The organism is Citrobacter sp. LST-B2 (assembly GCF_057983045.1).
In genome coordinates this window covers 2,675,588-2,694,964 of the sequence record NZ_CP192598.1, presented here as the reverse complement: position 1 = coordinate 2,694,964, position 19,377 = coordinate 2,675,588, and the positions used below count along the sequence as shown (strand labels likewise).

The following is a 19,377-nucleotide window of genomic DNA, read 5'->3' as shown; positions in this document are numbered from 1 at the left end:
AGTGCAGCCATGAGCGTAATTGAAACTGCAGGCGTGCCGTTCGCGCAGCAAAGGGCTAACGCACTGCTGGACGTAAAAAATCTTCGTGTGACGTTCAGTACCCCGGACGGTGATGTCACCGCGGTGAATGATTTGAACTTTACGCTGCGCGCCGGAGAAACCCTCGGCATCGTCGGTGAGTCTGGTTCAGGTAAATCACAGACCGCGTTTGCGTTGATGGGGCTGCTGGCCGCGAATGGTCGGATAGGCGGTTCGGCGACGTTTAACGGCCGCGAGATCCTCAATCTGCCGGAGCACGAACTGAATAAGCTGCGCGCCGAGCAAATCTCGATGATTTTTCAGGACCCGATGACCTCGCTGAATCCCTACATGCGTGTCGGGGAGCAACTGATGGAAGTGCTGATGCTGCATAAAAGCATGAGCAAAGCGGAGGCGTTTGAAGAGTCGGTCAGAATGCTGGATGCGGTCAAAATGCCGGAAGCGCGTAAGCGGATGAAAATGTTCCCGCATGAATTTTCCGGCGGTATGCGTCAGCGCGTGATGATCGCAATGGCGCTGCTGTGCCGGCCGAAGTTACTGATTGCCGACGAACCGACGACCGCCCTGGATGTTACCGTGCAGGCGCAAATCATGACGCTTCTCAATGAACTGAAGCGTGAATTCAACACCGCCATCATCATGATTACCCACGATCTTGGGGTGGTGGCCGGGATTTGCGACAAAGTGCTGGTGATGTATGCCGGTCGGACGATGGAATACGGTAATGCCCGCGATGTCTTTTATCAGCCCGTTCATCCTTATTCGATTGGTCTTCTCAATGCGGTGCCGCGCCTGGATGGCGAAGGTGACGAGATGCTGACGATTCCGGGGAACCCGCCCAACTTACTGCGTCTGCCGAAAGGCTGTCCGTTCCAGCCGCGCTGTCCGCATGCGATGGAGATTTGTAGCACCACTCCGCCGCTGGAGGAGTTCAGTCCAGGTCGCCTGCGCGCCTGCTTTAAACCGGTGGAGGATCTGGCATGAACGCTGTAGATGAAAAACGTAAAGTCCTCCTGGAAATCGCCGATCTGAAGGTGCATTTCGATATTAAAGATGGCAAGCAGTGGTTCTGGCAGCCCTCAAAAACGCTGAAGGCGGTCGATGGCGTGACGCTGCGGCTGTATGAAGGAGAGACGCTGGGGGTCGTTGGCGAATCCGGCTGCGGGAAGTCGACCTTTGCCCGGGCCATTATCGGGCTGGTAAAAGCGACCGATGGTCGGGTGGCATGGTTGGGTAAAGACCTGCTGGGGATGAACCCCGATGAATGGCGGGACGTTCGCAGTGATATTCAGATGATTTTCCAGGATCCGCTGGCGTCGCTGAACCCTCGCATGACCATTGGTGAAATCATCGCTGAACCGCTGCGAACCTATCATCCGAAATTACCGCGTCAGGAAGTGCGCGATCGGGTGAAAGCGATGATGATGAAGGTGGGCTTACTGCCAAACCTGATTAACCGCTATCCGCATGAGTTTTCGGGCGGTCAGTGCCAGCGTATCGGGATTGCCCGGGCGTTGATTCTGGAGCCGAAGCTGATCATCTGCGATGAGCCGGTCTCCGCGTTGGACGTGTCAATTCAGGCGCAGGTCGTCAACCTCTTGCAGCAGCTTCAGCGGGAAATGGGGCTGTCGCTGATCTTCATCGCCCATGACCTGGCGGTCGTAAAACATATCTCTGATCGCGTGCTGGTGATGTATCTGGGTCATGCCGTGGAACTGGGGACCTATGACGAGGTCTATCACAACCCACTGCATCCCTACACTAAAGCGCTGATGTCGGCGGTACCGATTCCCGATCCCGATCTGGAAAAGAACAAGACGATTCAGCTACTGGAAGGGGAATTGCCGTCACCGATTAACCCGCCGTCAGGCTGTGTATTCCGTACCCGTTGTCCGATAGCCGGCCCGGAGTGTGCGAAAACGCGTCCGGTACTGGAAGGCAGTTTCCGGCATGCGGTTTCCTGCCTTAAAGTAGACCCGCTATAATCGCAAGGGCTGACAAACTGTCAGCCCTTCTTTTCGCAGAGGTTATCGTGTCGTTTTCCTTGTCATCGCTTCGCAGGCAGATTTATCACCGCTTGTTCGATCTGAACACCCGCTCAGGGCGACGGGGCGAGGGGTTATGTGCTCTGTTCGCGCTGTTGAGCGTGCTGGTTATTTTTATTGAATCGGGCCTTGGCACGCAATATCACCTGACGCTTGATGAGTGGCATATTTTTGTCTGGCTTGAACTCATCATCACGCTGGTCTTTACGCTGGAATATTTGCTGCGTTTAGTGAGCTGGCCGAATCCGGCGAAATATGTCTTCAGCTTCTGGGGCTTAATTGATTTAGCGACTATTCTGCCGTTGTATGTGATGTGGCTGTGGCCGGAAATCAGCCTCAATTACGTTTTTGCCTGGCGGGCTATGCGGGCCATTCGTATCCTGCGGATCCTTAAGCTGTTGCGTTTTATGCCTTCATTACGGGTATTCTGGCGGGCGATTATGAGTGCCCGGCATCAACTGATTCTGTTTTATTCGTTTATCGGCATTTTGATGATTATTTTCGGCACGCTGATGTATCTCATCGAAGGACCGGAATATGGATTCACCACGCTGAATGCGTCGGTCTACTGGGCGATTGTGACCGTCACGACGGTTGGGTATGGCGATATTTCGCCACATACGCCATTGGGGCGGATTGTAGCATCAGTCCTGATTTTGATTGGCTATTCAGTGATTGCCATTCCTACTGGGTTGATCACCACGCATATGAGCATGGCGTTTCAAAAGCGGAATCAACAGCGCCAATGCCCACAGTGCCAGCAGAGCCAGCATGAACATAGCGCGAAATTTTGTAACCACTGCGGCAGTAAATTGCCGGACTAAATAAAAAGAGCCGCGATTGCGGCTCTTGTCTTTGATTATTCGCGCCAGAGAATATGGCAGAGCTTGTGATTTTTTTCGCGACACAGCAACACGCGGGCAAAAATATCGTTGATCTCGCCGTCTTCACTGTCTGCCAGACCAATCACCACTTCGGCAAAGAAGTCCGGGTTCAGGTCATAATCCACGTGATCCTGCCAGTCTTCTGACGGATCAAATAACTCTGCGCCGCCGCGCTCCTCAAACTGCAGGTTGAACAGAATAATGTCCGCCGGGTCGAGGTTATCGGCCGCCAGTTCGAGAAAAATATCGTAAGCCTGCTCAAGCGTTTCGTCTTCAGTCAGGCGATTGTTCAGATCCATATCCATAGTGACTACCTGTTTACCGTCTCTTGGGCACGTTTTACAGCAACGGACTGAAGAAGTAAAACAGTCGCTCGGTGATCCGCTGCCAGAGCGGGCGTTTTAGCCACAAATTCGCGTCCAGCAGGCGAGAACGGGAAATATAATCGTCCTGTACGGCAGCCAGATCGCCGCCGAATCCGACGTCATCAATCACCAGCGTGATCTCAAAATTCAGCCACAGACTGCGCATATCCAGATTCACGGTCCCGACCAGACTGAGTTCACCATCGACCAGTACGCTCTTGGTATGCAACAGACCGCCTTCGAACTGATAAATTTTCACCCCGGCCGCCAACAGCTCGGTAAAGAAGGCGCGGCTGGCCCAGCCAACCAGGAGTGAATCGTTCTTGCGTGGCAGAATAATACTGACGTCCACACCGCGCTGCGCCGCTGTACAGATGGCATGCAGCAAATCGTCGCTCGGCACGAAGTAGGGGGTGGTCATAATTAAATACTCACGCGCCGAGTAAGCCGCCGTCAGCAGCGCCTGGTGTATCAGATCTTCCGGAAAGCCTGGGCCGGAAGCGATGGTATGAATTGTGTGTCCGCTGGCCTCTTCGAACGGCATTATGTTGACGTCCGGCGGCGGAGGCAGAATGCGTTTGCCGGTTTCAATCTCCCAGTCGCAGGAATAGACGATGCCCATTGCGGTTGCGACCGGACCTTCCATCCGCGCCATCAGATCCACCCACTGACCGACGCCCGCATCCTGTTTGAAAAAGCGCGGATCCACCATATTCATACTACCGGTATAAGCAATATAGTTATCAATCATCACCATTTTGCGGTGCTGACGCAGGTCCATGCGGCGCAGGAACACACGGAACAGGTTAACCTTCAGCGCTTCGACCACTTCGATACCAGCGTTGCGCATCATCGCCGCCCAGGGGCTGCGGAAGAAAGCGACGCTACCGGCAGAGTCCAGCATGAGTCGGCAATGGATCCCGCGTCGTGCGGCAGCCATCAGGGATTCCGCCACCTGATCCGCCATACCGCCAGGTTGCCAGATATAGAACACCATTTCGATGTTATGTCGTGCCAACTGAATATCGCGGATCAGCGCCTGCATCACATCGTCAGAATCGGTGAGCAGCTGGAGTTGGTTGCCTTTAACTCCCGCGATGCCCTGGCGACGCTCACAGAGTTTGAACAGCGAAGCGGCGACGCTGCTGTTCTCTTCGGCAAAGATATGTTTGCAGGCTTTGAGATCGTTCAGCCACTTTGCGGTGGATGGCCACATTGCGCGAGCGCGTTCTGCCCGACGCTTGCCCAGATGCAGTTCCCCGAAGGATAAATAAGCAATAATTCCGACCAACGGCAGAATATAAATGATTAGCAGCCAGGCCATCGCAGAAGGAACCGCGCGACGTTTCATTAAAATACGTAATGTTACACCGGCAATGAGCACCCAGTAGCCCAGAATGACCAGCCAACTCACCACCGTGTAGAAGGTTGTCATAGATTAAAAATCCTTTTGAAAGCGTATTGTTATGAGTTTACGCGTCATGATAAATCTGGCAAATAAAAACACGGCAAAAGCGCTAGCCTGCCTGTCTGTGGGGGGTATAATGCCCATTCTTGCACTGTAAGAGTAGGTATCATGAAGCGGAGTAGAACGGAAGTGGGACGCTGGCGGATGCTGCGTCAGGCCAGTCGCCGTAAAGCGCGTTGGCTTGAAGGACAGTCGCGTCGGAATATGCGGATCCACTCAATCAGAAAATGTGTCCTGAATCAGCAACGTAATTCGCTGCTGTTTGCGATCCATAGCCTCTGAGTGAACAGGGCACCGCATGCGGTGCCCAATGAACACGTCTTTCAGAACGTCTTCTTAAAGGGTTTCACTGAAACCTGCGCGTAAACCCCGGCGGCAACATACGGGTCAGCCTCGGCCCAGGATTGCGCCTCTTCCAGTGAGTCAAATTCAGCAATCACCGTGGAGCCGGTAAAACCTGCCGCACCGGGATCGTTACTATCTACCGCTGGCATGGGGCCTGCAGTCAGGAGACGTCCTTCGTCGTGAAGCAACTGTAGTCGTGCCAGATGCGCGGGGCGGACGGAAAGACGCTTTTCAAGTGAATTCGGGTTATCTTGCGCGTAGATGACATAAAGCACGGATAGGGCTCCTTGTTCGGTAAAAGTGCTAAATACGTTATTTGAAAGGCCTCTTTACTGCAACGCAAAGATGACAGCCTTGTTAAGGCCGTACAATTGTCAGGGAATTTTTAGGAGAAAAATGGCGCTTATGGCGATGGCTTATTGAATATGATTGCTATTTGCATTTAAAATTGGGGCCTGGTTTTTCAACTGAAACGATTATGACTTCAATGACCCTTGATTTACCTCGTCGCTTTCCCTGGCCGACGCTACTTTCTGTCGGCATTCATGGCGCTTTAGTGGCGGGACTCTTGTATACCTCGGTACATCAGGTTATTGAATTGCCTGCCCCTGCGCAGCCCATCTCCGTAACGATGGTTTCGCCAGCCGACCTGGAACCGCCGCAGGCTGTCCAGCCGCCGCCGGAAGCGGTTGTCGAGCCTGAACCTGAGCCGGAACCGATTCCCGAACCGCCCAAAGAGGTGCCGGTTGTTATCGAGAAACCGAAGCTTAAACCTAAGCCCAAACCGAAACCGGTGAAAAAGGTACAGGAGCAGCCGAAGCGTGATGTCAAACCTGCCGAGCCGCGTCCGGCGTCGCCGTTTGAGAATACCGCGCCTTCGCGTCCGGCCACCAGCACTGCGCCGGCAACCAGCAAGCCGACAGTGAGCGTTCCGGCAGGTCCACGTGCGTTAACGCGTAACCAGCCGCAGTATCCTGCGCGCGCTCAGGCATTACGCATTGAGGGGCGGGTAAAAGTGAAGTTTGATGTTACGTCCGATGGCCGGGTGGACAACGTACAAATCGTGTCAGCGCAACCGGCTAACATGTTTGAACGTGAAGTGAAGAATGCGATGCGCAGATGGCGCTATGAAGCCGGTAAACCGGGTTCAGGGCTGGTCGTGAATATCGTCTTCCGTCTGAACGGCACCACGCAAATCGAATAATCATCTCGTGATAACGTAAAAGCCTCCGTAATGGAGGCTTTTTTGTGTTTATTCTACCGGTAGCGGGCGGGGTTTACCGTCTGGATCCACCGCGACGTAGATAAACAGTGCCTCTGTCGCTTTGTAGCGCTGGCCAATTGGCTCTGATGCCACTTTCTTGACCCAGACTTCAATATTGATGCTGACGGAAGTGGTTCCGCGCTTCACGCAACGGGCGTAGCAACATACCACATCGCCGACGGCAACCGGACGCAGAAAGCTCATTCCTTCCACGCGGACGGTCACCACGCGACCATGGGCAATCTCTTTGGCCTGAATAGCACCGCCAATATCCATCTGCGACATCAGCCAGCCGCCAAAAATATCACCGTTGGCATTGGTATCGGCAGGCATAGCCAGTGTGCGTAAAACCAGTTCGCCCTGCGGGGCGTGAGTTGTTGTTGTCATTGTAAAACCGACTGTAGAAAAAAATTTCAGGCGCGATGCTACTATGATTTTAGCATGGAGAACAGAGGGGAAACGCCCGCGAGACGGGCGTTTGGGTGATTAGAATGACATCGTTACGCCCGCATAGTAAGCGCGTCCGGGTTCGTTGTAGGTTGAGGCACCATCGTTTTCACGATAGATCCGCTTGTCGAAGAGGTTACTGATCCCGGCATTCAGGCGCAAGTTTTTCGTCATCTGGTAATTAGCGCCGAGTCCGACAACCGCGTAGGCACCTATCTCCTTATCCGACATGGCACCCGTTTCGTTGCGCGTTTCAGCATACTCGCGCGGTTTTTGTCGACCGTACTGCGTCCACTGTAGCTGCGTGGAAAGCTTGTCGTTCACCTGCCAGTCGAGCAGGGTATTAATGGTGTATTTCGGGATCACGGAGAGCGGGTTACCGGTGTCCTTGTTCTCTGATTTGATCATATACGTCGCGTTTGTGCGCCAGCTTAACGTTTCCGGCACCAGCGGAATCACCACGTTACCTTCCAGACCTTCGACAATCGCTTTGCCACCATTTTCCCATTGCAGGATGTTATTTCCGTTGGAGGCGTAACCGATAATATCGGTCCCGGCGACGATTTTATTCTTATAGTCATTACGGAACCAGGTGATTCCCGCATCCCACCCAGCGTAATTAAATTCCAGGCCGATCTCTTTGTTAATACTGATTTCCGGGTCCAGATCCGGATTACCCAGCAGATAACAACTGCCGGTGGCGATAGTATTCGGACACCCGTTGCCGCGCGTGGAGAGCAAATATCCCTCGCTGGACTGATACAGGTTTGGCGCTTTAAAGACGCGCGCAATCCCGGCTTTCAGCTTAAACAGATCGCCCAGTTTCTGCGACATATTCAGACTGGGGCTCCAGTTGCTGCCAAATTCGTCGTGATAGTCAAAACGGATCCCCGGAATAATATCCGTGCCAGGCCGCGCTTCGATATTATCTTCCAGATATATACCGGTGAGCGTGGCGCTATTTTTGGAACTGCGACTGGAGGCGTCACCGGAGACATTGCCAATCTGCACGCCGGATGCGCTGGTGGCCTGCATAGACGCCGGATCGTTGAGTTCGTCACGGTTCCACTCCGCACCCACCGTCAGGGTTTGATCAACCAGCCAGAAGACAGGGATGTTGAGTTCTCCGGAAGAACGATAAGATTCCAGGCGGCTGGTGGCGTATTCGGTGTTATTGATCATCCCTTCCACTTTACCGGTCGAGCCTTCCTGCATTCGGGTGTTATTAGTTTTTTCGTAGTAGACGCCGAATGTAGACTGCCCCCAGTCCCAGATGCCGTTATGCGTCAGCCCCCACGACTGACGATACATCCGGTTGGTTTCATCGCCGTAAAGGGTACTGACCAGCCCGTCAGGACTGACGTTAGCGTTGCTATACTGGGTATCCCCGGCATAGATATTGCCCTGACGACTGTAGCTGTAGTCAAAATCGACAATTTGCTGTGGCGTCAGTTTCCAGGAGAGCAGGGCGTTGATGTCTTTATTGCGCACCCCTTCGCGCCCTGCGGCATAGGATCCATTTTGCCGGGTATTGATATCCGCCGCATCGGCGTCAGTTTTGTTGATGTTGCCATACAAACGCATGGTGAGAACATCGTCAATGAGCGGGCCGCTCAGATTGACGTTCGCTCGCCTGGTGGCACCTTCTTTGCTGTTCTCGGGCTGGTTGGTATAAAGAGACAGCGAGCCATGCCAGTCGTTCGTTGGCCGTTTAGTGATGATATTTACGACGCCACCCGCCGCGCCGGAACCGTAACGTGCCGCTGCCGGGCCACGCAGCACCTCAATACGCTCGACCATCTCTGCCGGTACCCAGTTTGTGTCACCACGGGTATCACGCTCCCCGCGCCAGCTATAGCGCACCGAGTTTCGCGAGGTGACCGGTACGCCGTCAATCAGGATCAGCGTGTTTTCCGGACCCATGCCGCGAATATCAATCTGACGGTTATTTCCCCGACTGCCGCTGGCGCTGTTGCCCGTCAGGTTCACACCGGGCATGGTGCGAATAATATCGGAGAGGTCGTTGACCGGTGGGGATTTTTCAATGTCTTTGGCGGTGATAATAGAAACACCGGGCTGCTGTTTGAGGGCTTCTTCGGCGGTTGCCTGGACGACCATCGTTTCGCCGTCGTTCATGACCTCGTCTGTGGCGAAAGCATTTCCGCTTAATGCTGTGGCAATCAAAAGCGCCAGAGGGCGCGGAAACATTGTTGTTATCAAATTCATCAACTGACATCCCTATTGTTAAAAATGCGATACGGAATATCAATGATAATTATTCTCATTACAATATTGTGAAGGCAATCTCCACAATATCTTCATGATTCATGCAATTTATGACAGGAATGGCAGGGATTGTGCAGAAAGCAAAACCAGGCCGGTTGGCCTGGTTTGATGGATGTTTATGATTTATCTTCTTGCGGGAGATGACGATAGATATAGACGCCACTCAGCAGGGTAAAGATCAGCGTCAACGCGGTGAGGCCGAATACCTTAAAATTCACCCAGATGTTTTGCGGCAGCCAGAAGGCGATGTAGATATTGGCAAGCCCACACAGAATAAAGAAGATGGCCCACGCGAGGTTGAGCTTAGACCAGACCGGCTGTGGTAGCGTCAGTTCTTTACCCAGCATGCGCTGGATCAGCGGCTTTTTCATGATCCACTGGCTAACCAGAAGCGCACCGGCAAACAGGCCGTAAATCACCGTCACTTTCCATTTAATAAACTCATCATTATGGAAGAAGAGGGTTAACCCGCCGAACACGGCCACCAGAACAAAAGTGATCAGCGCCATTTTTTCAACTTTGCGATAGCGAACCCAGCTGTAGATGAGCACGATTGCCGTTGCGACAATGAGCGCCGAGGTGGCCGCATAGATGTCGTACACTTTGTAAAAAACAAAGAAGACAACCAGCGGTAAAAAATCAAGAAACTGCTTCATTCTTCGATTCCGTAATCAAACGCGTCGGGCATTACTGCCGGCGACGCAGACAGGGTTATTGGCGAATCAACATATACAGACGGAACAGGTAGATGAGCAATATGGCGGAGATCAGATTGCTCAACGTATTCGCGATAACGGCGCCAACGTTAGGGTCAAACGCAGCAAAGCTGGAGGCAAACAGCAACAGTAGCGTTTTTGCCAGCAGCCAGCCCATCACCGCCGGGGCGACCAGTCGCATATTAGACCACGCCAGACGCATACTGTTGCGCATTGCGGCGAATACACCCATTTTATCCTGAACCAGCATAATCGGCGCAAGCGCCAGCAGGATTGCCAACAGGATGCCTGGTACCACGACCAGCATAATCCCGAGCTGTACCAGCAGGGTCGTCAGTAAAATCAGGATGAACAGACGCGGCAGGATCGGCGCACTGGCACCGATCGCGCGCAGGGCGCTGACGCGATGACCGGCTGAAATTAACTGAATCATCAGCAGAACGCCACCGGCCAGGACGGCATTACCAATCAGTCCTGAAAAGGTAGACGCTGCCGAGGCGCGCAACAGGATCTGCTGCTGCTCCGGCGTCATGTTTTGCACCAGTTCGAACAAGCCTACGCTTCCTTCAAGATGATCCCCTTCACTCAGTTGCGCAATCTGCGCATCGCTGGGTGAGAAGGCATGCCCTAATACCACCGTGATGAACGCGCACAGCAGCGAGATCAGCAGGATGGTTAAAAATTGATTACGGAAAAAATTCCCGGTGTCACGGTATACAGATTTCGCCGTGATAGACATGCACTCTCCTTGAGTTCTGCAGGTGTTGTTAAGCATGCAATTGTACCCTGGATAACTGCGCAGTGGCAGCATCAAGGGGTGTATGGAAAAGCATATCTTTGTAAAGCCAGAGTAATTTGCTCAACAAATCTACGGGGAGTCAGTTTTAACAAACGCAAAAAACGCAAGAAATGCATTCATCATGGAAATATTAAAAATTGATCTGATTCCAATAATTGTATTTTCAATACCACTTCTACTTTAATCTGGATCAACAAACATTGAATTTGATAGTCGAATGTGACCCTGGAGAGATCACTTATTACTCCAATGTAGGTATATTTGTAACGTATTTATAACCATAACGATGGAGCGGATATGAAAAAATTAACAGTGGCGGCGTTGGCAGTATGTACACTTCTCTCTGGCAGCGTTTACGCGCATGAAGCTGGCGAGTTCTTTATTCGTGCCGGTTCGGCGACGGTAAGACCGACGGAAGGTGCGGATGGAACGTTAGGCCATTTAGGCGGCTTTAATGTCAGTAACAACACGCAGTTAGGTTTGACATTCACTTATATGGCGACCGATAACATCGGTGTTGAACTGCTGGCGGCAACGCCATTCCGCCATAAAGTAGGCACGCAGGCGACCGGTGATATCGCCACCGTTCATCACCTGCCGCCAACCCTGATGGCGCAGTGGTATTTCGGTGATTCCAGCAGCAAACTGCGTCCTTATGTTGGCGCAGGCGTTAACTACACCACCTTTTTCGACACGAAATTCAATGATGATGGTCAGAATGCAGGGCTGTCCGATCTTAGTCTGAAAGACTCGTGGGGTGTGGCAGGGCAAGTCGGTCTGGATTATCTCATCAACCGCGACTGGCTGATCAACATGTCAGTGTGGTACATGGATATTGATACCGAAGCCAAATATAAATCTAACGGCGCCGTACTGCCGGAAGGTCGTTACAACGACAACATCCGCCTCGATCCGTGGGTATTTATGTTCTCTGCCGGTTACCGTTTCTGATTGGCCTAAAAAAGACCCCGTATTTACGGGGTCAACAGGGACATGACACACACGGTTTTATCGCTATATCTGCTTATGCTTTGTCCTTTGGTTCGCCATCACCCAGCTCAGCGCCGGTTAATGGGTTTGCGTTCGGATCGGACTGGGTCCTTTTCGCCATGGCTTTGACCATCGCCTGTTGCTCTTTGGTCAGTTTGACGGTCGCCAGGCCATCTCCGCCATCCACGGCAGGCTGCGGATCGGCAACATAATCGAAATAGTCATCGCTGTTCCAGCTTCCACGCGGATCGTCGCCTTGCGACATGTTGTAATACACATTCGTGTATTGCTCGACCGGCGGCAATTTGCCCGGCGGAAAATTATTACGAATAGAGTAGAGCGCCTTTTCAAAGGAGAGCTGGTGTGCCGCTTCGCGCGTCATCAAAAATGCCAGTGCATCCTTAACACCGGGATCGTCCGTTACGTTGATCAGGCGTTCGTAGATGATTTTAGCGCGTGCTTCAGCTGCGATATTGGAGCGTAAATCGGCTGTCACTTCGCCAATCGTATCGATATACGCCGCAGTCCAGGGCACACCGGCGGAGTTAGTGAGGGCCGGACCGCCGCCATACAGCAGCGAGGTGATATGGCTGTCATTCCCATTTGCCGTTAAGGATCGGTACAGTTCGGCTTCATTTTCCGTCCCCTCAGCCAATGCGCCTTTGGCCCCTTTATTCAGCATCCCGACAAGGGAGCCGATGATTTCAAGGTGACTCAGTTCTTCGGTCGCAATGTCCATCAGCATCTCTTTGCGTCCAGCATCATCATCACCCAGGCCCTGAGTGAAGTAACGACATGCCGCAGCCAGTTCGCCCTGTGGGCCGCCAAATTGCTCAAGCAAAAGATTCGCTAAACCAGGGTTAGGCTCGCTGACTCGCACCGTATATTGAAGTTGCTTAACGTGTCGAAACATTATGCCTCCTGATGTATTTGTTATTTTTTGGCTTCTACGCCGTCAGTTTCCGAGCGCAGTAAAAATTGTTCCGTCGTTTGCGGAATATGCTTAATCAGCCAGTCAGCCATTTGTTTCTCTTCATTGAGAATAGATTCAATAGCCGGAATTGAGGCGGTATCGCCTGCTTTTTGCGCCGCAGCAAGCAGGGAGGTATAGCAGGCAATTTCGAATTGTTCAAAAACATAACCGCTGATCGAACCTTTTACGATTTCATCAGATGGAAAAATACCACCAATGGATTGTCCCAACGCCGCCATTTTACTCATGGAATCTTTAATGACAGAACGTGAGATATTATTGCGGTCGAGGATCTCTTCCAGAATCGTAATTTGATGTTTGGTTTCGCTAATATGTTGCTCAATTCTCGAGCGTAGATCAGGATAGTTATCGATACGACCCGCCATGGATTCCAGCATCGATTCGGCTTGTTTTTCCATAGCATGGGCGTCACGAAGCCAGTCATGATAATGTTCGATAGCATTCATTTGTAATGTCCTCTGGGAATGATTTAATTAAAAGCGGATATTTAATAACCAGGATAAAAATAATTCAGGATTTATTTTGCGCTTTCTGATTCACGTTGCCGATGGCTAAATCGGTCAGTTTAATATCGGTTGCTTTCTCTTCTTCCAGGGTTTCATTCAGCAGTTTCACTGCTTTACGATAGCCCAGTTGTTCTGCGAGAGTGGCAAGGGTGCCGTAGCTGGCAATCTCATAGTGCTCAACTTTCTGTGCGGCGGCAATAAGCGCAGCGTCACGCACTTCGTTTTTCTCGGTGCTCTCAATGACCTCGTTGGCCTCTTCGATCAGACCTTCCATCGCCACACACTTCATGCGTTTTACTTTAATACCCGCTTCGGATTCAACGATCTGATCAATACGTTCAATTTGCCCTTGGGTCTCTTCAAGGTGGGACTGAAATGCCTGACTTAATTTTTCACTGGAGGCAGCTCTGGCTAATTTCGATAGCGCCCGAGTCAATTGTTTTTCTGCGCTGTAGGTGTCTGAAAGCAGGTGGATAAAAACATCTTCAACAGTTTTAATATTCATCTCTATTCTCCTGGGATGATACTGCGAGTCGAAAGACTCGCAGCGTTCGTAAACGATAAATCTTAAAAATTATAAAAAAAAAGGATGTCTACGATTTGTCGGATTTATTTCCGCCACGGCTGTTTTGGCCGCCTTTTTTACCTGCTTCAGAAGCACGTTGCGGATCGTTTTTAAAATTTCCGCCGCTATGTTGGCCACCTTTACGGCCCGCTTCTGATGCTTTTTCACGATTCTCGGCGAAATTTCCAGAACCACCACGATGTTCGGCCATGTTATTTCTCCTGTTTCGTTGGTAAACATAAATGTTAATTTGTGACCGGTGTCGGTACCTTTCTAAAATTAGTCGCTATCCCGGGATAGTCAAATTGTTACGGATTTGTCACGAGGGGGAAATATAATGTGGTGCAGCCATCAGAAAATAATAATGTAGCCCTTTAGAAATGAGCGACTTAACGCCTTATAATTCACTATTCTATTAATAACTCATGGTATCATAATGTGTGGTTATATTAATACTGTTAATGTAATTGACGTAAATTTACATTTATGTGGATGGGTTGACATTGTAAATAATCATAAGACTGTCTCTTTAAGAATATTCCTGGTCGCAGATCTGTGCTACAACCCAGAGGACGCAGGCATCAAAACCGCTCTTTCAGCCTGATGACAGGCTAACGCTGAGTGTTTGCGCACCACGTAAAGCGGCGCAGGTAGACTAAAATTATTTGTAGCGGGGCGGTTCTACTCACAAGTCGTCTGACAGAAGGGCGAGATTCTCCCGTGAGACCTGTACTGCCTTCTTAAAATCGAATAACGTAGTGTTAACAGCGTGTTGATGCTCAGGGTGCCTTAGTGAAAATCGTGCAGGACAGTTTAAGAAACAGACAGGCACTTATTATTTCAGCGCTAACCACGCTGCTATTTACATCACTTTTCTTGTTTATTATTTATGAGCAGCGACTGGCAGCAGTCAATGAAGGAATGAACCGCCTGCAAACGCGGATGCTTGATATCTTCAATGATAATGAAATGATCGCGGATGCGACCGGCGTGCGCTACCGGCAGATCAAAGCCGCCGATCAGTGTGGTGCCATGTCACTATTTCTCCCTCGTGGAAGGGTCTGGGGAATTAACGCCGACAGGAAACGCATTCACTCCGCATCGGGCGCGATGGTGGCGCGTGAACCGACGTTGAACGCACTGTGCATGTATACCGCCGCTGAGTTTATTCGCGGTAGGGTGAATGCGCTTAACCCCGGAAATTTCGATGCTCATCGCTACGTTATTGCCGAGGATGCGAGCTATTTTTACTGGTTTACGCCGACTGACACCAAAGCGTTTAATTATCGTACGTCGCAAATGGCGCAGAATATCTCCGACTTCTTTTTACCTCCCGTCGATTTTTATACCCGCCTGTTGGAAAAGAGTGTCAAAACGAAGGCCTTAAGCTCCACGGATTTTTATAACGATAAAATCACGGATGAGAAAGCCTTTAGCGTCGTGAGTTATATTTATGACCTCTCGCGTACTGAGATTTCCGACCATATCCTTGGCTATCTGGTTTACGATCATGCGAAGCCGGAACTTCAGGAGGCATTACGCGACGCCTTTGATGGACAGGTGCCGCATGGGCTGAACGTTTCGCTGGTGAATACTTTGAATCAGCAGTCGCTTTGTCTGTGGGGGGAATGTAAAAAGCGTCCGGAAATTGCCTTCAAAGTGCTCTCTGAGAAATATGTCATTCACTACGCTATCTCGCTCAGTGGGTTTGCGATGCATGACACCCAGGCGGGGTTGCTGATCCTGATGGCACCGTTCTTCTTTGTACTGATCATGATGGGGTTAAAATCCTGGCTAAATGAGAGCGATCTGAAAGTCTACATCGACTCGTTGACGGGCTGTTTCAACCGTAAAATTCTCGACATCATCAAGCGGCGGGATCTCTCTGACAGTTCGGTGGTGTTGGTTGATTGCAATAAATTCAAAGCAATTAACGACACCTGGGGACACGTTGCCGGGGACAGAGCGCTACAGATTATTGCCAACCGGATGTTGTCCAATACCCGCACCAGTGACGATCTGGTGATTCGCACCGGGGGAGATGAGTTCGTGATTGTGCTGTATAAGGCGAAAACGAGCGATGCGGTCGCCATCGCGGAACGTATCACCCAGCAAATCAATGAGTATCAGTTTCTCGTGAAGGAGACGCAGGTGCCGCTTTCCATCTCATGGGGCGTAGCCGAAGTGACTGAGGGCATTGATGATGCCATTCAGTATGCAGATGGCGAGATGTACAAAATGAAGCAGGCTAAATAATGAGACCGCCAGCGCGAGACTGGCGGTCTTTGGGTATTACTGACGGGTAGCGGCTTTTAATCTGCTGACGAATGATTTGAGTTCTGCGAGCATCTGATCAGGCTGCTCGACATTTTTCTCAACGATTTTGACGATCGCGGAACCGGAGATCGCGCCAGCGGCGCCTGCGTCAATGGCGGCAGACACCTGCTCCGGTGCGGAAATACCAAAGCCCTGTAAAGCAGGCGCGGCGTTGTACTCTTTCAGTTTCTCTACCAGATGATGCAAAGGCAGCGCAGCGCGGTTTTCTGCGCCTGTCACCCCTGCGCGAGACAGCAGATAAGTATAACCCCGGCCATAAGAGGCGATCTGGCGCAGCAGGTCATCATCGGCATTGGGCGGGCAGATGAAAATCGGCGCAATGTTGTGGCGCAGCGCCGCCTGACGGAATGGCGCAGACTCTTCCACCGGCACGTCGGCGACCAGAACCGAATCCACGCCGACCTCGGCACATTTGGCATAAAACGCGTCAATACCTTTGCTGAATACCAGATTCGCGTACATCAACAGACCAATGGGAATGGTCGGATGTTTTTCACGGATGGCGGCCAGCATCTCAAAACAACGGGTCGGCGTGACGCCAGCGGCAAACGCGCGCAGCGTGGCGCTCTGAATGGTCGGGCCATCAGCGAGCGGATCGGAGAAAGGGATCCCTAACTCCAGCGCATCTGCACCTGCCTCAATCAGGGAATCGATAATCTTCAGCGACTGTTCAACGCCAGGGTCGCCGAGGGTCACGAAGGGAACAAAGGCACCTTCCTTGCGATCGTTTAGTTGTGCAAACAAACTTTCATAGCGTTCCATCAGATTTCCCCTCGCGCTTTCAGAATATCGTGTACGGTGAAAATGTCTTTGTCCCCACGACCGGAAAGGTTAACCACCAGCAGTTGCGCTTTCTCCGGATTCTCACGCATCATTTTCAGCGCGTGGGCCAGGGCGTGTGACGACTCGAGCGCCGGGATAATGCCCTCGTGCAGACAGAGCGTTTTAAAGGCGTCCAGCGCTTCATCATCGGTGATCGACACGTAGTCGGCACGACCAATGCTGTTCAGGTACGCATGCTGTGGGCCGACGGACGGGAAATCCAGACCTGCAGAGACGGAGTAGGACTCCTCGATCTGTCCCTCATCGGTCTGCATCATTGGCGCTTTCATACCAAAATAGATCCCGACGCGACCGTGCTTCAACGGCGCACCGTGTTCACCGGTTTCAATCCCGTGACCACCCGGTTCTACACCAATCAGCCCAACGTTTGGCTCATTAATAAAATCGGCAAACATCCCGATGGCGTTGGAACCGCCGCCCACGCAGGCGATCACCGCGTCCGGCAGGCGCCCCTCTTTTTCGAGGATCTGCGCTTTGGTTTCTTCGCCGATCATGCGCTGGAATTCACGCACGATGGTCGGGAACGGGTGCGGGCCAGCAGCGGTGCCGAGCATGTAGTGCGCGGTGTCGTAGCTACCAGACCAGTCACGCAGCGCCTCGTTACAGGCGTCTTTCAGCGTGGCTGAACCGCTGTGAACCGGAATCACTTCCGCACCCATCAGACGCATACGGAAGACGTTTGGTGACTGGCGCTCAACGTCTTTCGCCCCCATGTAGATACGGCATTTCAGGCCGAGCAGGGCGCTGGCGAGCGCCGAAGCTACCCCGTGCTGGCCCGCGCCCGTTTCCGCAATAATCTCGGTTTTACCCATGCGTTTTGCCAGCAATGCCTGACCTAACACCTGGTTGGTTTTATGCGCGCCGCCGTGCAGCAGATCTTCACGTTTCAGGTACAGCGTGGTATTGGTCCCGGCGGTGATGTTCTGACATTTGGTCAACGCGGTGGGACGCCCTGCGTAGTTTTTCAACAGGTCGGTAAACTGGGCCTGAAACTCGGGATCTTTTTGCGCACTGACAAACGCGTCTTCCAGTTGACGCAGAGCAGGCATCAGAATCTGCGGCACATACATGCCACCGAATTCACCAAAATAGGGATTGAGTAATGTTGTCATGTCCTTTTCCTTAATATGCGCGCAGTGTCTGAAATACCGAGGCCAGAAGGCGTGCATCTTTGATGCCCGGCTGTGACTCTACACCTGAATTAAAATCGAGACCGGCACAGCCAGTCTTAGCAGCCTCAACGCAGTTATCCGCGCCAAGACCGCCTGCCAGCAATACGTTATCCAGCGATTGTCCTTGCAGTAACGACCAGTCAAAACGCTGACCGCTGCCGCCCTGGCCGTTATCCAGCACGTATTTGTCGACATGCTGATAATCGCGGGCCGGGAGAGTGTCACCGACGCTCAGCGCTTTCCAGATCTGTACGTTTTCAGGCAGCGCGGCGCGTAGCGCATCAACATACGCCTGATCTTCGCGGCCATGCAGCTGTACGGCTGTCAGTGAAAGCTGTACAGCTTTTTCACAGACGTCGGCGATGTCGTGATTGCGGAATACGCCAACATACTGTAGCGGGGCGGCGGACTGCACTTCGCGGGCCTGTTCAATATTGACAAAACGAGGTGATGAAGGAACAAAAATCAGTCCACCATAGATCGCGCCAGACTCGCAGGCGGCTTTGGCATCTTCTGGACGCGTCAGGCCACAGACCTTATTCTCGCCCAGCAGAACACGGCGTACGGCGGCGTTAAGATCGTCATGCGCCATGAGTGCGGAACCAATCAGGAAACCATTAGCAAAATGGCACAACTCGCGAACCTGAGCGTAGGTGTTGATCCCCGATTCGCTAATCACCGTCACACCCTGGCCCAGTTTCGGTGCCAGTTGGCGCGTCCGATTTAAGTCAATCGACAGGTCGCGCAGGTCGCGGTTGTTAATCCCGACCACTTTCGCGCCAAGCGCAATGGCGCGCTCCAGTTCGTCTTCATTACTGACTTCCGTCAGCACGCCCATTTTGAGACTGTGTGCCACGGCAGAAAGCTGGCGATACTGCTCGTCGTCGAGGACCGAAAGCATCAGCAGACAGGCGTCGGCCTGATAGTGGCGCGCAAGGTAAATCTGGTAAGGGTCGATAATAAAGTCCTTACACAAAATCGGCTGCGGCGCGATGCGGCTCACGATCGGCAGGAAATCAAAACTGCCCTGGAAGTACTTCTCATCCGTCAGAACGGAAATGGCGGAGGCGTAATGTTTATACACCCCGGCAATCCGCGCCGGATCGAAATCATCGCGGATCACGCCTTTAGACGGGGAGGCTTTCTTACACTCCAGAATAAAAGCCGTACGCGCGCCCTGTAAGGCGTCATAAAAGTGACGCGTGCTGGGCTGGACATCGTTTTGAAAACTGGCCAACGGTTGTTGCTGTTTGCGGGCTTCCACCCAAATCGCCTTGTCTGCGACGATTTTCGCTAAAACGGTTTGCATCAT

At 52.1% G+C, this 19,377-nt stretch carries 21 protein-coding genes and 1 pseudogene; 7 read left to right on the top strand and 15 right to left on the bottom strand.

Going from position 1 to position 19,377, the window contains the following annotated elements:
* The first annotated feature begins 9 nt into the window (after positions 1-9).
* The 3 genes from oppD to ACQ0PY_RS12915 are packed head-to-tail and all read left to right on the top strand — an operon-like array spanning position 10 to position 2,908.
* Complete coding sequence (oppD, locus tag ACQ0PY_RS12925) at positions 10-1,023, top strand: murein tripeptide/oligopeptide ABC transporter ATP-binding protein OppD (protein WP_109740289.1); 1,014 nt, start codon at positions 10-12, stop codon at positions 1,021-1,023.
* Complete coding sequence (gene oppF, locus ACQ0PY_RS12920; RefSeq protein ID WP_043000510.1) at positions 1,020-2,024, top strand: murein tripeptide/oligopeptide ABC transporter ATP-binding protein OppF; 1,005 nt, start codon at positions 1,020-1,022, stop codon at positions 2,022-2,024. The genes oppD and oppF overlap by 4 nt, the downstream gene beginning before the upstream one ends.
* Before the next feature lie 47 nt (positions 2,025-2,071).
* Positions 2,072-2,908 (top strand): ion transporter, encoded by an 837-nt coding sequence (locus ACQ0PY_RS12915; RefSeq protein ID WP_043000511.1) that lies wholly within the window; start codon positions 2,072-2,074, stop codon positions 2,906-2,908.
* Positions 2,909-2,943: 35 nt separating this feature from the next.
* Here the strand turns inward: ACQ0PY_RS12915 and ACQ0PY_RS12910 are convergent, their stop codons facing one another.
* Both ACQ0PY_RS12910 and cls read right to left on the bottom strand, forming a co-directional pair.
* Positions 2,944-3,273, bottom strand: a complete 330-nt coding sequence (locus ACQ0PY_RS12910) for an HI1450 family dsDNA-mimic protein (RefSeq protein WP_043000512.1) — start codon at positions 3,271-3,273, stop codon at positions 2,944-2,946.
* Between the two features lie 34 nt (positions 3,274-3,307).
* On the bottom strand, positions 3,308-4,768 hold the full coding sequence (gene cls / locus ACQ0PY_RS12905; RefSeq protein WP_043000513.1) for a cardiolipin synthase: 1,461 nt from the start codon (positions 4,766-4,768) through the stop codon (positions 3,308-3,310).
* A gap of 141 nt (positions 4,769-4,909) precedes the next feature.
* Between cls and ACQ0PY_RS12900 the strand changes: the two genes are divergently transcribed.
* Positions 4,910-5,083, top strand: a complete 174-nt coding sequence (locus tag ACQ0PY_RS12900) for a YciY family protein (protein WP_086512586.1) — start codon at positions 4,910-4,912, stop codon at positions 5,081-5,083.
* Positions 5,084-5,124: 41 nt separating this feature from the next.
* Here ACQ0PY_RS12900 and ACQ0PY_RS12895 read toward each other — a convergent pair whose 3' ends face one another.
* Positions 5,125-5,421, bottom strand: a complete 297-nt coding sequence (locus ACQ0PY_RS12895; protein WP_043000514.1) for a YciI family protein — start codon at positions 5,419-5,421, stop codon at positions 5,125-5,127.
* A 212-nt stretch (positions 5,422-5,633) separates the two neighbouring features.
* Between ACQ0PY_RS12895 and tonB the strand changes: the two genes are divergently transcribed.
* Positions 5,634-6,350 carry a TonB system transport protein TonB gene (gene tonB, locus ACQ0PY_RS12890; RefSeq protein ID WP_109740632.1) on the top strand — a complete coding sequence of 239 codons (717 nt, stop codon included), beginning with the start codon at positions 5,634-5,636 and terminating at the stop codon, positions 6,348-6,350.
* Positions 6,351-6,398: 48 nt separating this feature from the next.
* On the opposite strand, the gene yciA is transcribed toward tonB, so the two are convergent.
* From yciA to ACQ0PY_RS12865, 5 genes and pseudogenes are all read right to left on the bottom strand, one after another.
* Positions 6,399-6,797 (bottom strand): acyl-CoA thioester hydrolase YciA, encoded by a 399-nt coding sequence (gene yciA / locus ACQ0PY_RS12885; protein WP_043000515.1) that lies wholly within the window; start codon positions 6,795-6,797, stop codon positions 6,399-6,401.
* Positions 6,798-6,896: 99 nt separating this feature from the next.
* Entirely contained in the window at positions 6,897-9,083 is a 2,187-nt protein-coding gene (locus ACQ0PY_RS12880; RefSeq protein WP_109740288.1) for a TonB-dependent siderophore receptor, read from the bottom strand.
* Between the two features lie 176 nt (positions 9,084-9,259).
* The gene (locus ACQ0PY_RS12875) at positions 9,260-9,799 is read right to left on the bottom strand and encodes a septation protein A (protein WP_043000517.1); all 540 of its coding nucleotides are present in this window, start codon (positions 9,797-9,799) and stop codon (positions 9,260-9,262) included.
* 55 nt (positions 9,800-9,854) lie between these two features.
* Positions 9,855-10,598 carry a YciC family protein gene (locus tag ACQ0PY_RS12870; protein ID WP_109740287.1) on the bottom strand — a complete coding sequence of 248 codons (744 nt, stop codon included), beginning with the start codon at positions 10,596-10,598 and terminating at the stop codon, positions 9,855-9,857.
* A gap of 28 nt (positions 10,599-10,626) precedes the next feature.
* Positions 10,627-10,704, bottom strand: a pseudogene (locus tag ACQ0PY_RS12865) (YkgJ family cysteine cluster protein); the annotation flags it as partial.
* Positions 10,705-10,955: 251 nt separating this feature from the next.
* Here ACQ0PY_RS12865 and ompW point away from each other — a divergent pair.
* A complete protein-coding gene (ompW, locus tag ACQ0PY_RS12860; protein ID WP_043000519.1) occupies positions 10,956-11,609 on the top strand; it encodes an outer membrane protein OmpW in 654 nt (217 codons plus the stop codon).
* Positions 11,610-11,682: 73 nt separating this feature from the next.
* Here ompW and ACQ0PY_RS12855 read toward each other — a convergent pair whose 3' ends face one another.
* The 4 genes from ACQ0PY_RS12855 to ACQ0PY_RS12840 form a co-directional block, all read right to left on the bottom strand.
* A complete protein-coding gene (locus ACQ0PY_RS12855; protein WP_109740286.1) occupies positions 11,683-12,561 on the bottom strand; it encodes a manganese catalase family protein in 879 nt (292 codons plus the stop codon).
* A gap of 20 nt (positions 12,562-12,581) precedes the next feature.
* A complete protein-coding gene (locus tag ACQ0PY_RS12850) occupies positions 12,582-13,088 on the bottom strand; it encodes a ferritin-like domain-containing protein (RefSeq protein ID WP_043000521.1) in 507 nt (168 codons plus the stop codon).
* Positions 13,089-13,152: 64 nt separating this feature from the next.
* Positions 13,153-13,653, bottom strand: coding sequence for a YciE/YciF ferroxidase family protein (locus tag ACQ0PY_RS12845; protein ID WP_109740285.1), 501 nt, complete (start codon positions 13,651-13,653; stop codon positions 13,153-13,155).
* An 88-nt stretch (positions 13,654-13,741) separates the two neighbouring features.
* Complete coding sequence (locus ACQ0PY_RS12840) at positions 13,742-13,924, bottom strand: con-10 family general stress protein (protein WP_044257720.1); 183 nt, start codon at positions 13,922-13,924, stop codon at positions 13,742-13,744.
* A 581-nt stretch (positions 13,925-14,505) separates the two neighbouring features.
* Here ACQ0PY_RS12840 and ACQ0PY_RS12835 point away from each other — a divergent pair.
* Complete coding sequence (locus ACQ0PY_RS12835; protein ID WP_043000524.1) at positions 14,506-15,969, top strand: GGDEF domain-containing protein; 1,464 nt, start codon at positions 14,506-14,508, stop codon at positions 15,967-15,969.
* Positions 15,970-16,005: 36 nt separating this feature from the next.
* Here the strand turns inward: ACQ0PY_RS12835 and trpA are convergent, their stop codons facing one another.
* Genes trpA through trpCF form a run of 3 tightly spaced genes read right to left on the bottom strand, consistent with a single transcriptional unit; the run spans position 16,006 to position 19,374 of the window.
* Entirely contained in the window at positions 16,006-16,812 is an 807-nt protein-coding gene (gene trpA, locus ACQ0PY_RS12830; RefSeq protein WP_109740284.1) for a tryptophan synthase subunit alpha, read from the bottom strand.
* On the bottom strand, positions 16,812-18,005 hold the full coding sequence (trpB, locus tag ACQ0PY_RS12825) for a tryptophan synthase subunit beta (RefSeq protein WP_044257721.1): 1,194 nt from the start codon (positions 18,003-18,005) through the stop codon (positions 16,812-16,814). The genes trpA and trpB overlap by 1 nt, the downstream gene beginning before the upstream one ends.
* 10 nt (positions 18,006-18,015) lie before the next feature.
* A complete protein-coding gene (gene trpCF / locus ACQ0PY_RS12820; protein WP_109740631.1) occupies positions 18,016-19,374 on the bottom strand; it encodes a bifunctional indole-3-glycerol-phosphate synthase TrpC/phosphoribosylanthranilate isomerase TrpF in 1,359 nt (452 codons plus the stop codon).
* Positions 19,375-19,377: the final 3 nt, after the last annotated feature.

Coding starts and splice junctions, on each gene's coding strand:
- cls (WP_043000513.1), bottom strand. CDS start 4,768: ATGACAACCTTCTACACGGTGGTGAGTTGGCTGGTCATTCTGGGCTAC.
- tonB (WP_109740632.1), top strand. CDS start 5,634: ATGACCCTTGATTTACCTCGTCGCTTTCCCTGGCCGACGCTACTTTCT.
- trpB (WP_044257721.1), bottom strand. CDS start 18,005: ATGACAACATTACTCAATCCCTATTTTGGTGAATTCGGTGGCATGTAT.
- ACQ0PY_RS12900 (WP_086512586.1), top strand. CDS start 4,910: ATGAAGCGGAGTAGAACGGAAGTGGGACGCTGGCGGATGCTGCGTCAG.
- oppD (WP_109740289.1), top strand. CDS start 10: ATGAGCGTAATTGAAACTGCAGGCGTGCCGTTCGCGCAGCAAAGGGCT.
- ACQ0PY_RS12870 (WP_109740287.1), bottom strand. CDS start 10,598: ATGTCTATCACGGCGAAATCTGTATACCGTGACACCGGGAATTTTTTC.
- ACQ0PY_RS12845 (WP_109740285.1), bottom strand. CDS start 13,653: ATGAATATTAAAACTGTTGAAGATGTTTTTATCCACCTGCTTTCAGAC.
- trpCF (WP_109740631.1), bottom strand. CDS start 19,374: ATGCAAACCGTTTTAGCGAAAATCGTCGCAGACAAGGCGATTTGGGTG.
- trpA (WP_109740284.1), bottom strand. CDS start 16,812: ATGGAACGCTATGAAAGTTTGTTTGCACAACTAAACGATCGCAAGGAA.
- ACQ0PY_RS12910 (WP_043000512.1), bottom strand. CDS start 3,273: ATGGATATGGATCTGAACAATCGCCTGACTGAAGACGAAACGCTTGAG.
- oppF (WP_043000510.1), top strand. CDS start 1,020: ATGAACGCTGTAGATGAAAAACGTAAAGTCCTCCTGGAAATCGCCGAT.
- ompW (WP_043000519.1), top strand. CDS start 10,956: ATGAAAAAATTAACAGTGGCGGCGTTGGCAGTATGTACACTTCTCTCT.
- ACQ0PY_RS12850 (WP_043000521.1), bottom strand. CDS start 13,088: ATGAATGCTATCGAACATTATCATGACTGGCTTCGTGACGCCCATGCT.
- ACQ0PY_RS12840 (WP_044257720.1), bottom strand. CDS start 13,924: ATGGCCGAACATCGTGGTGGTTCTGGAAATTTCGCCGAGAATCGTGAA.
- yciA (WP_043000515.1), bottom strand. CDS start 6,797: ATGACAACAACAACTCACGCCCCGCAGGGCGAACTGGTTTTACGCACA.
- ACQ0PY_RS12855 (WP_109740286.1), bottom strand. CDS start 12,561: ATGTTTCGACACGTTAAGCAACTTCAATATACGGTGCGAGTCAGCGAG.
- ACQ0PY_RS12880 (WP_109740288.1), bottom strand. CDS start 9,083: ATGAATTTGATAACAACAATGTTTCCGCGCCCTCTGGCGCTTTTGATT.
- ACQ0PY_RS12875 (WP_043000517.1), bottom strand. CDS start 9,799: ATGAAGCAGTTTCTTGATTTTTTACCGCTGGTTGTCTTCTTTGTTTTT.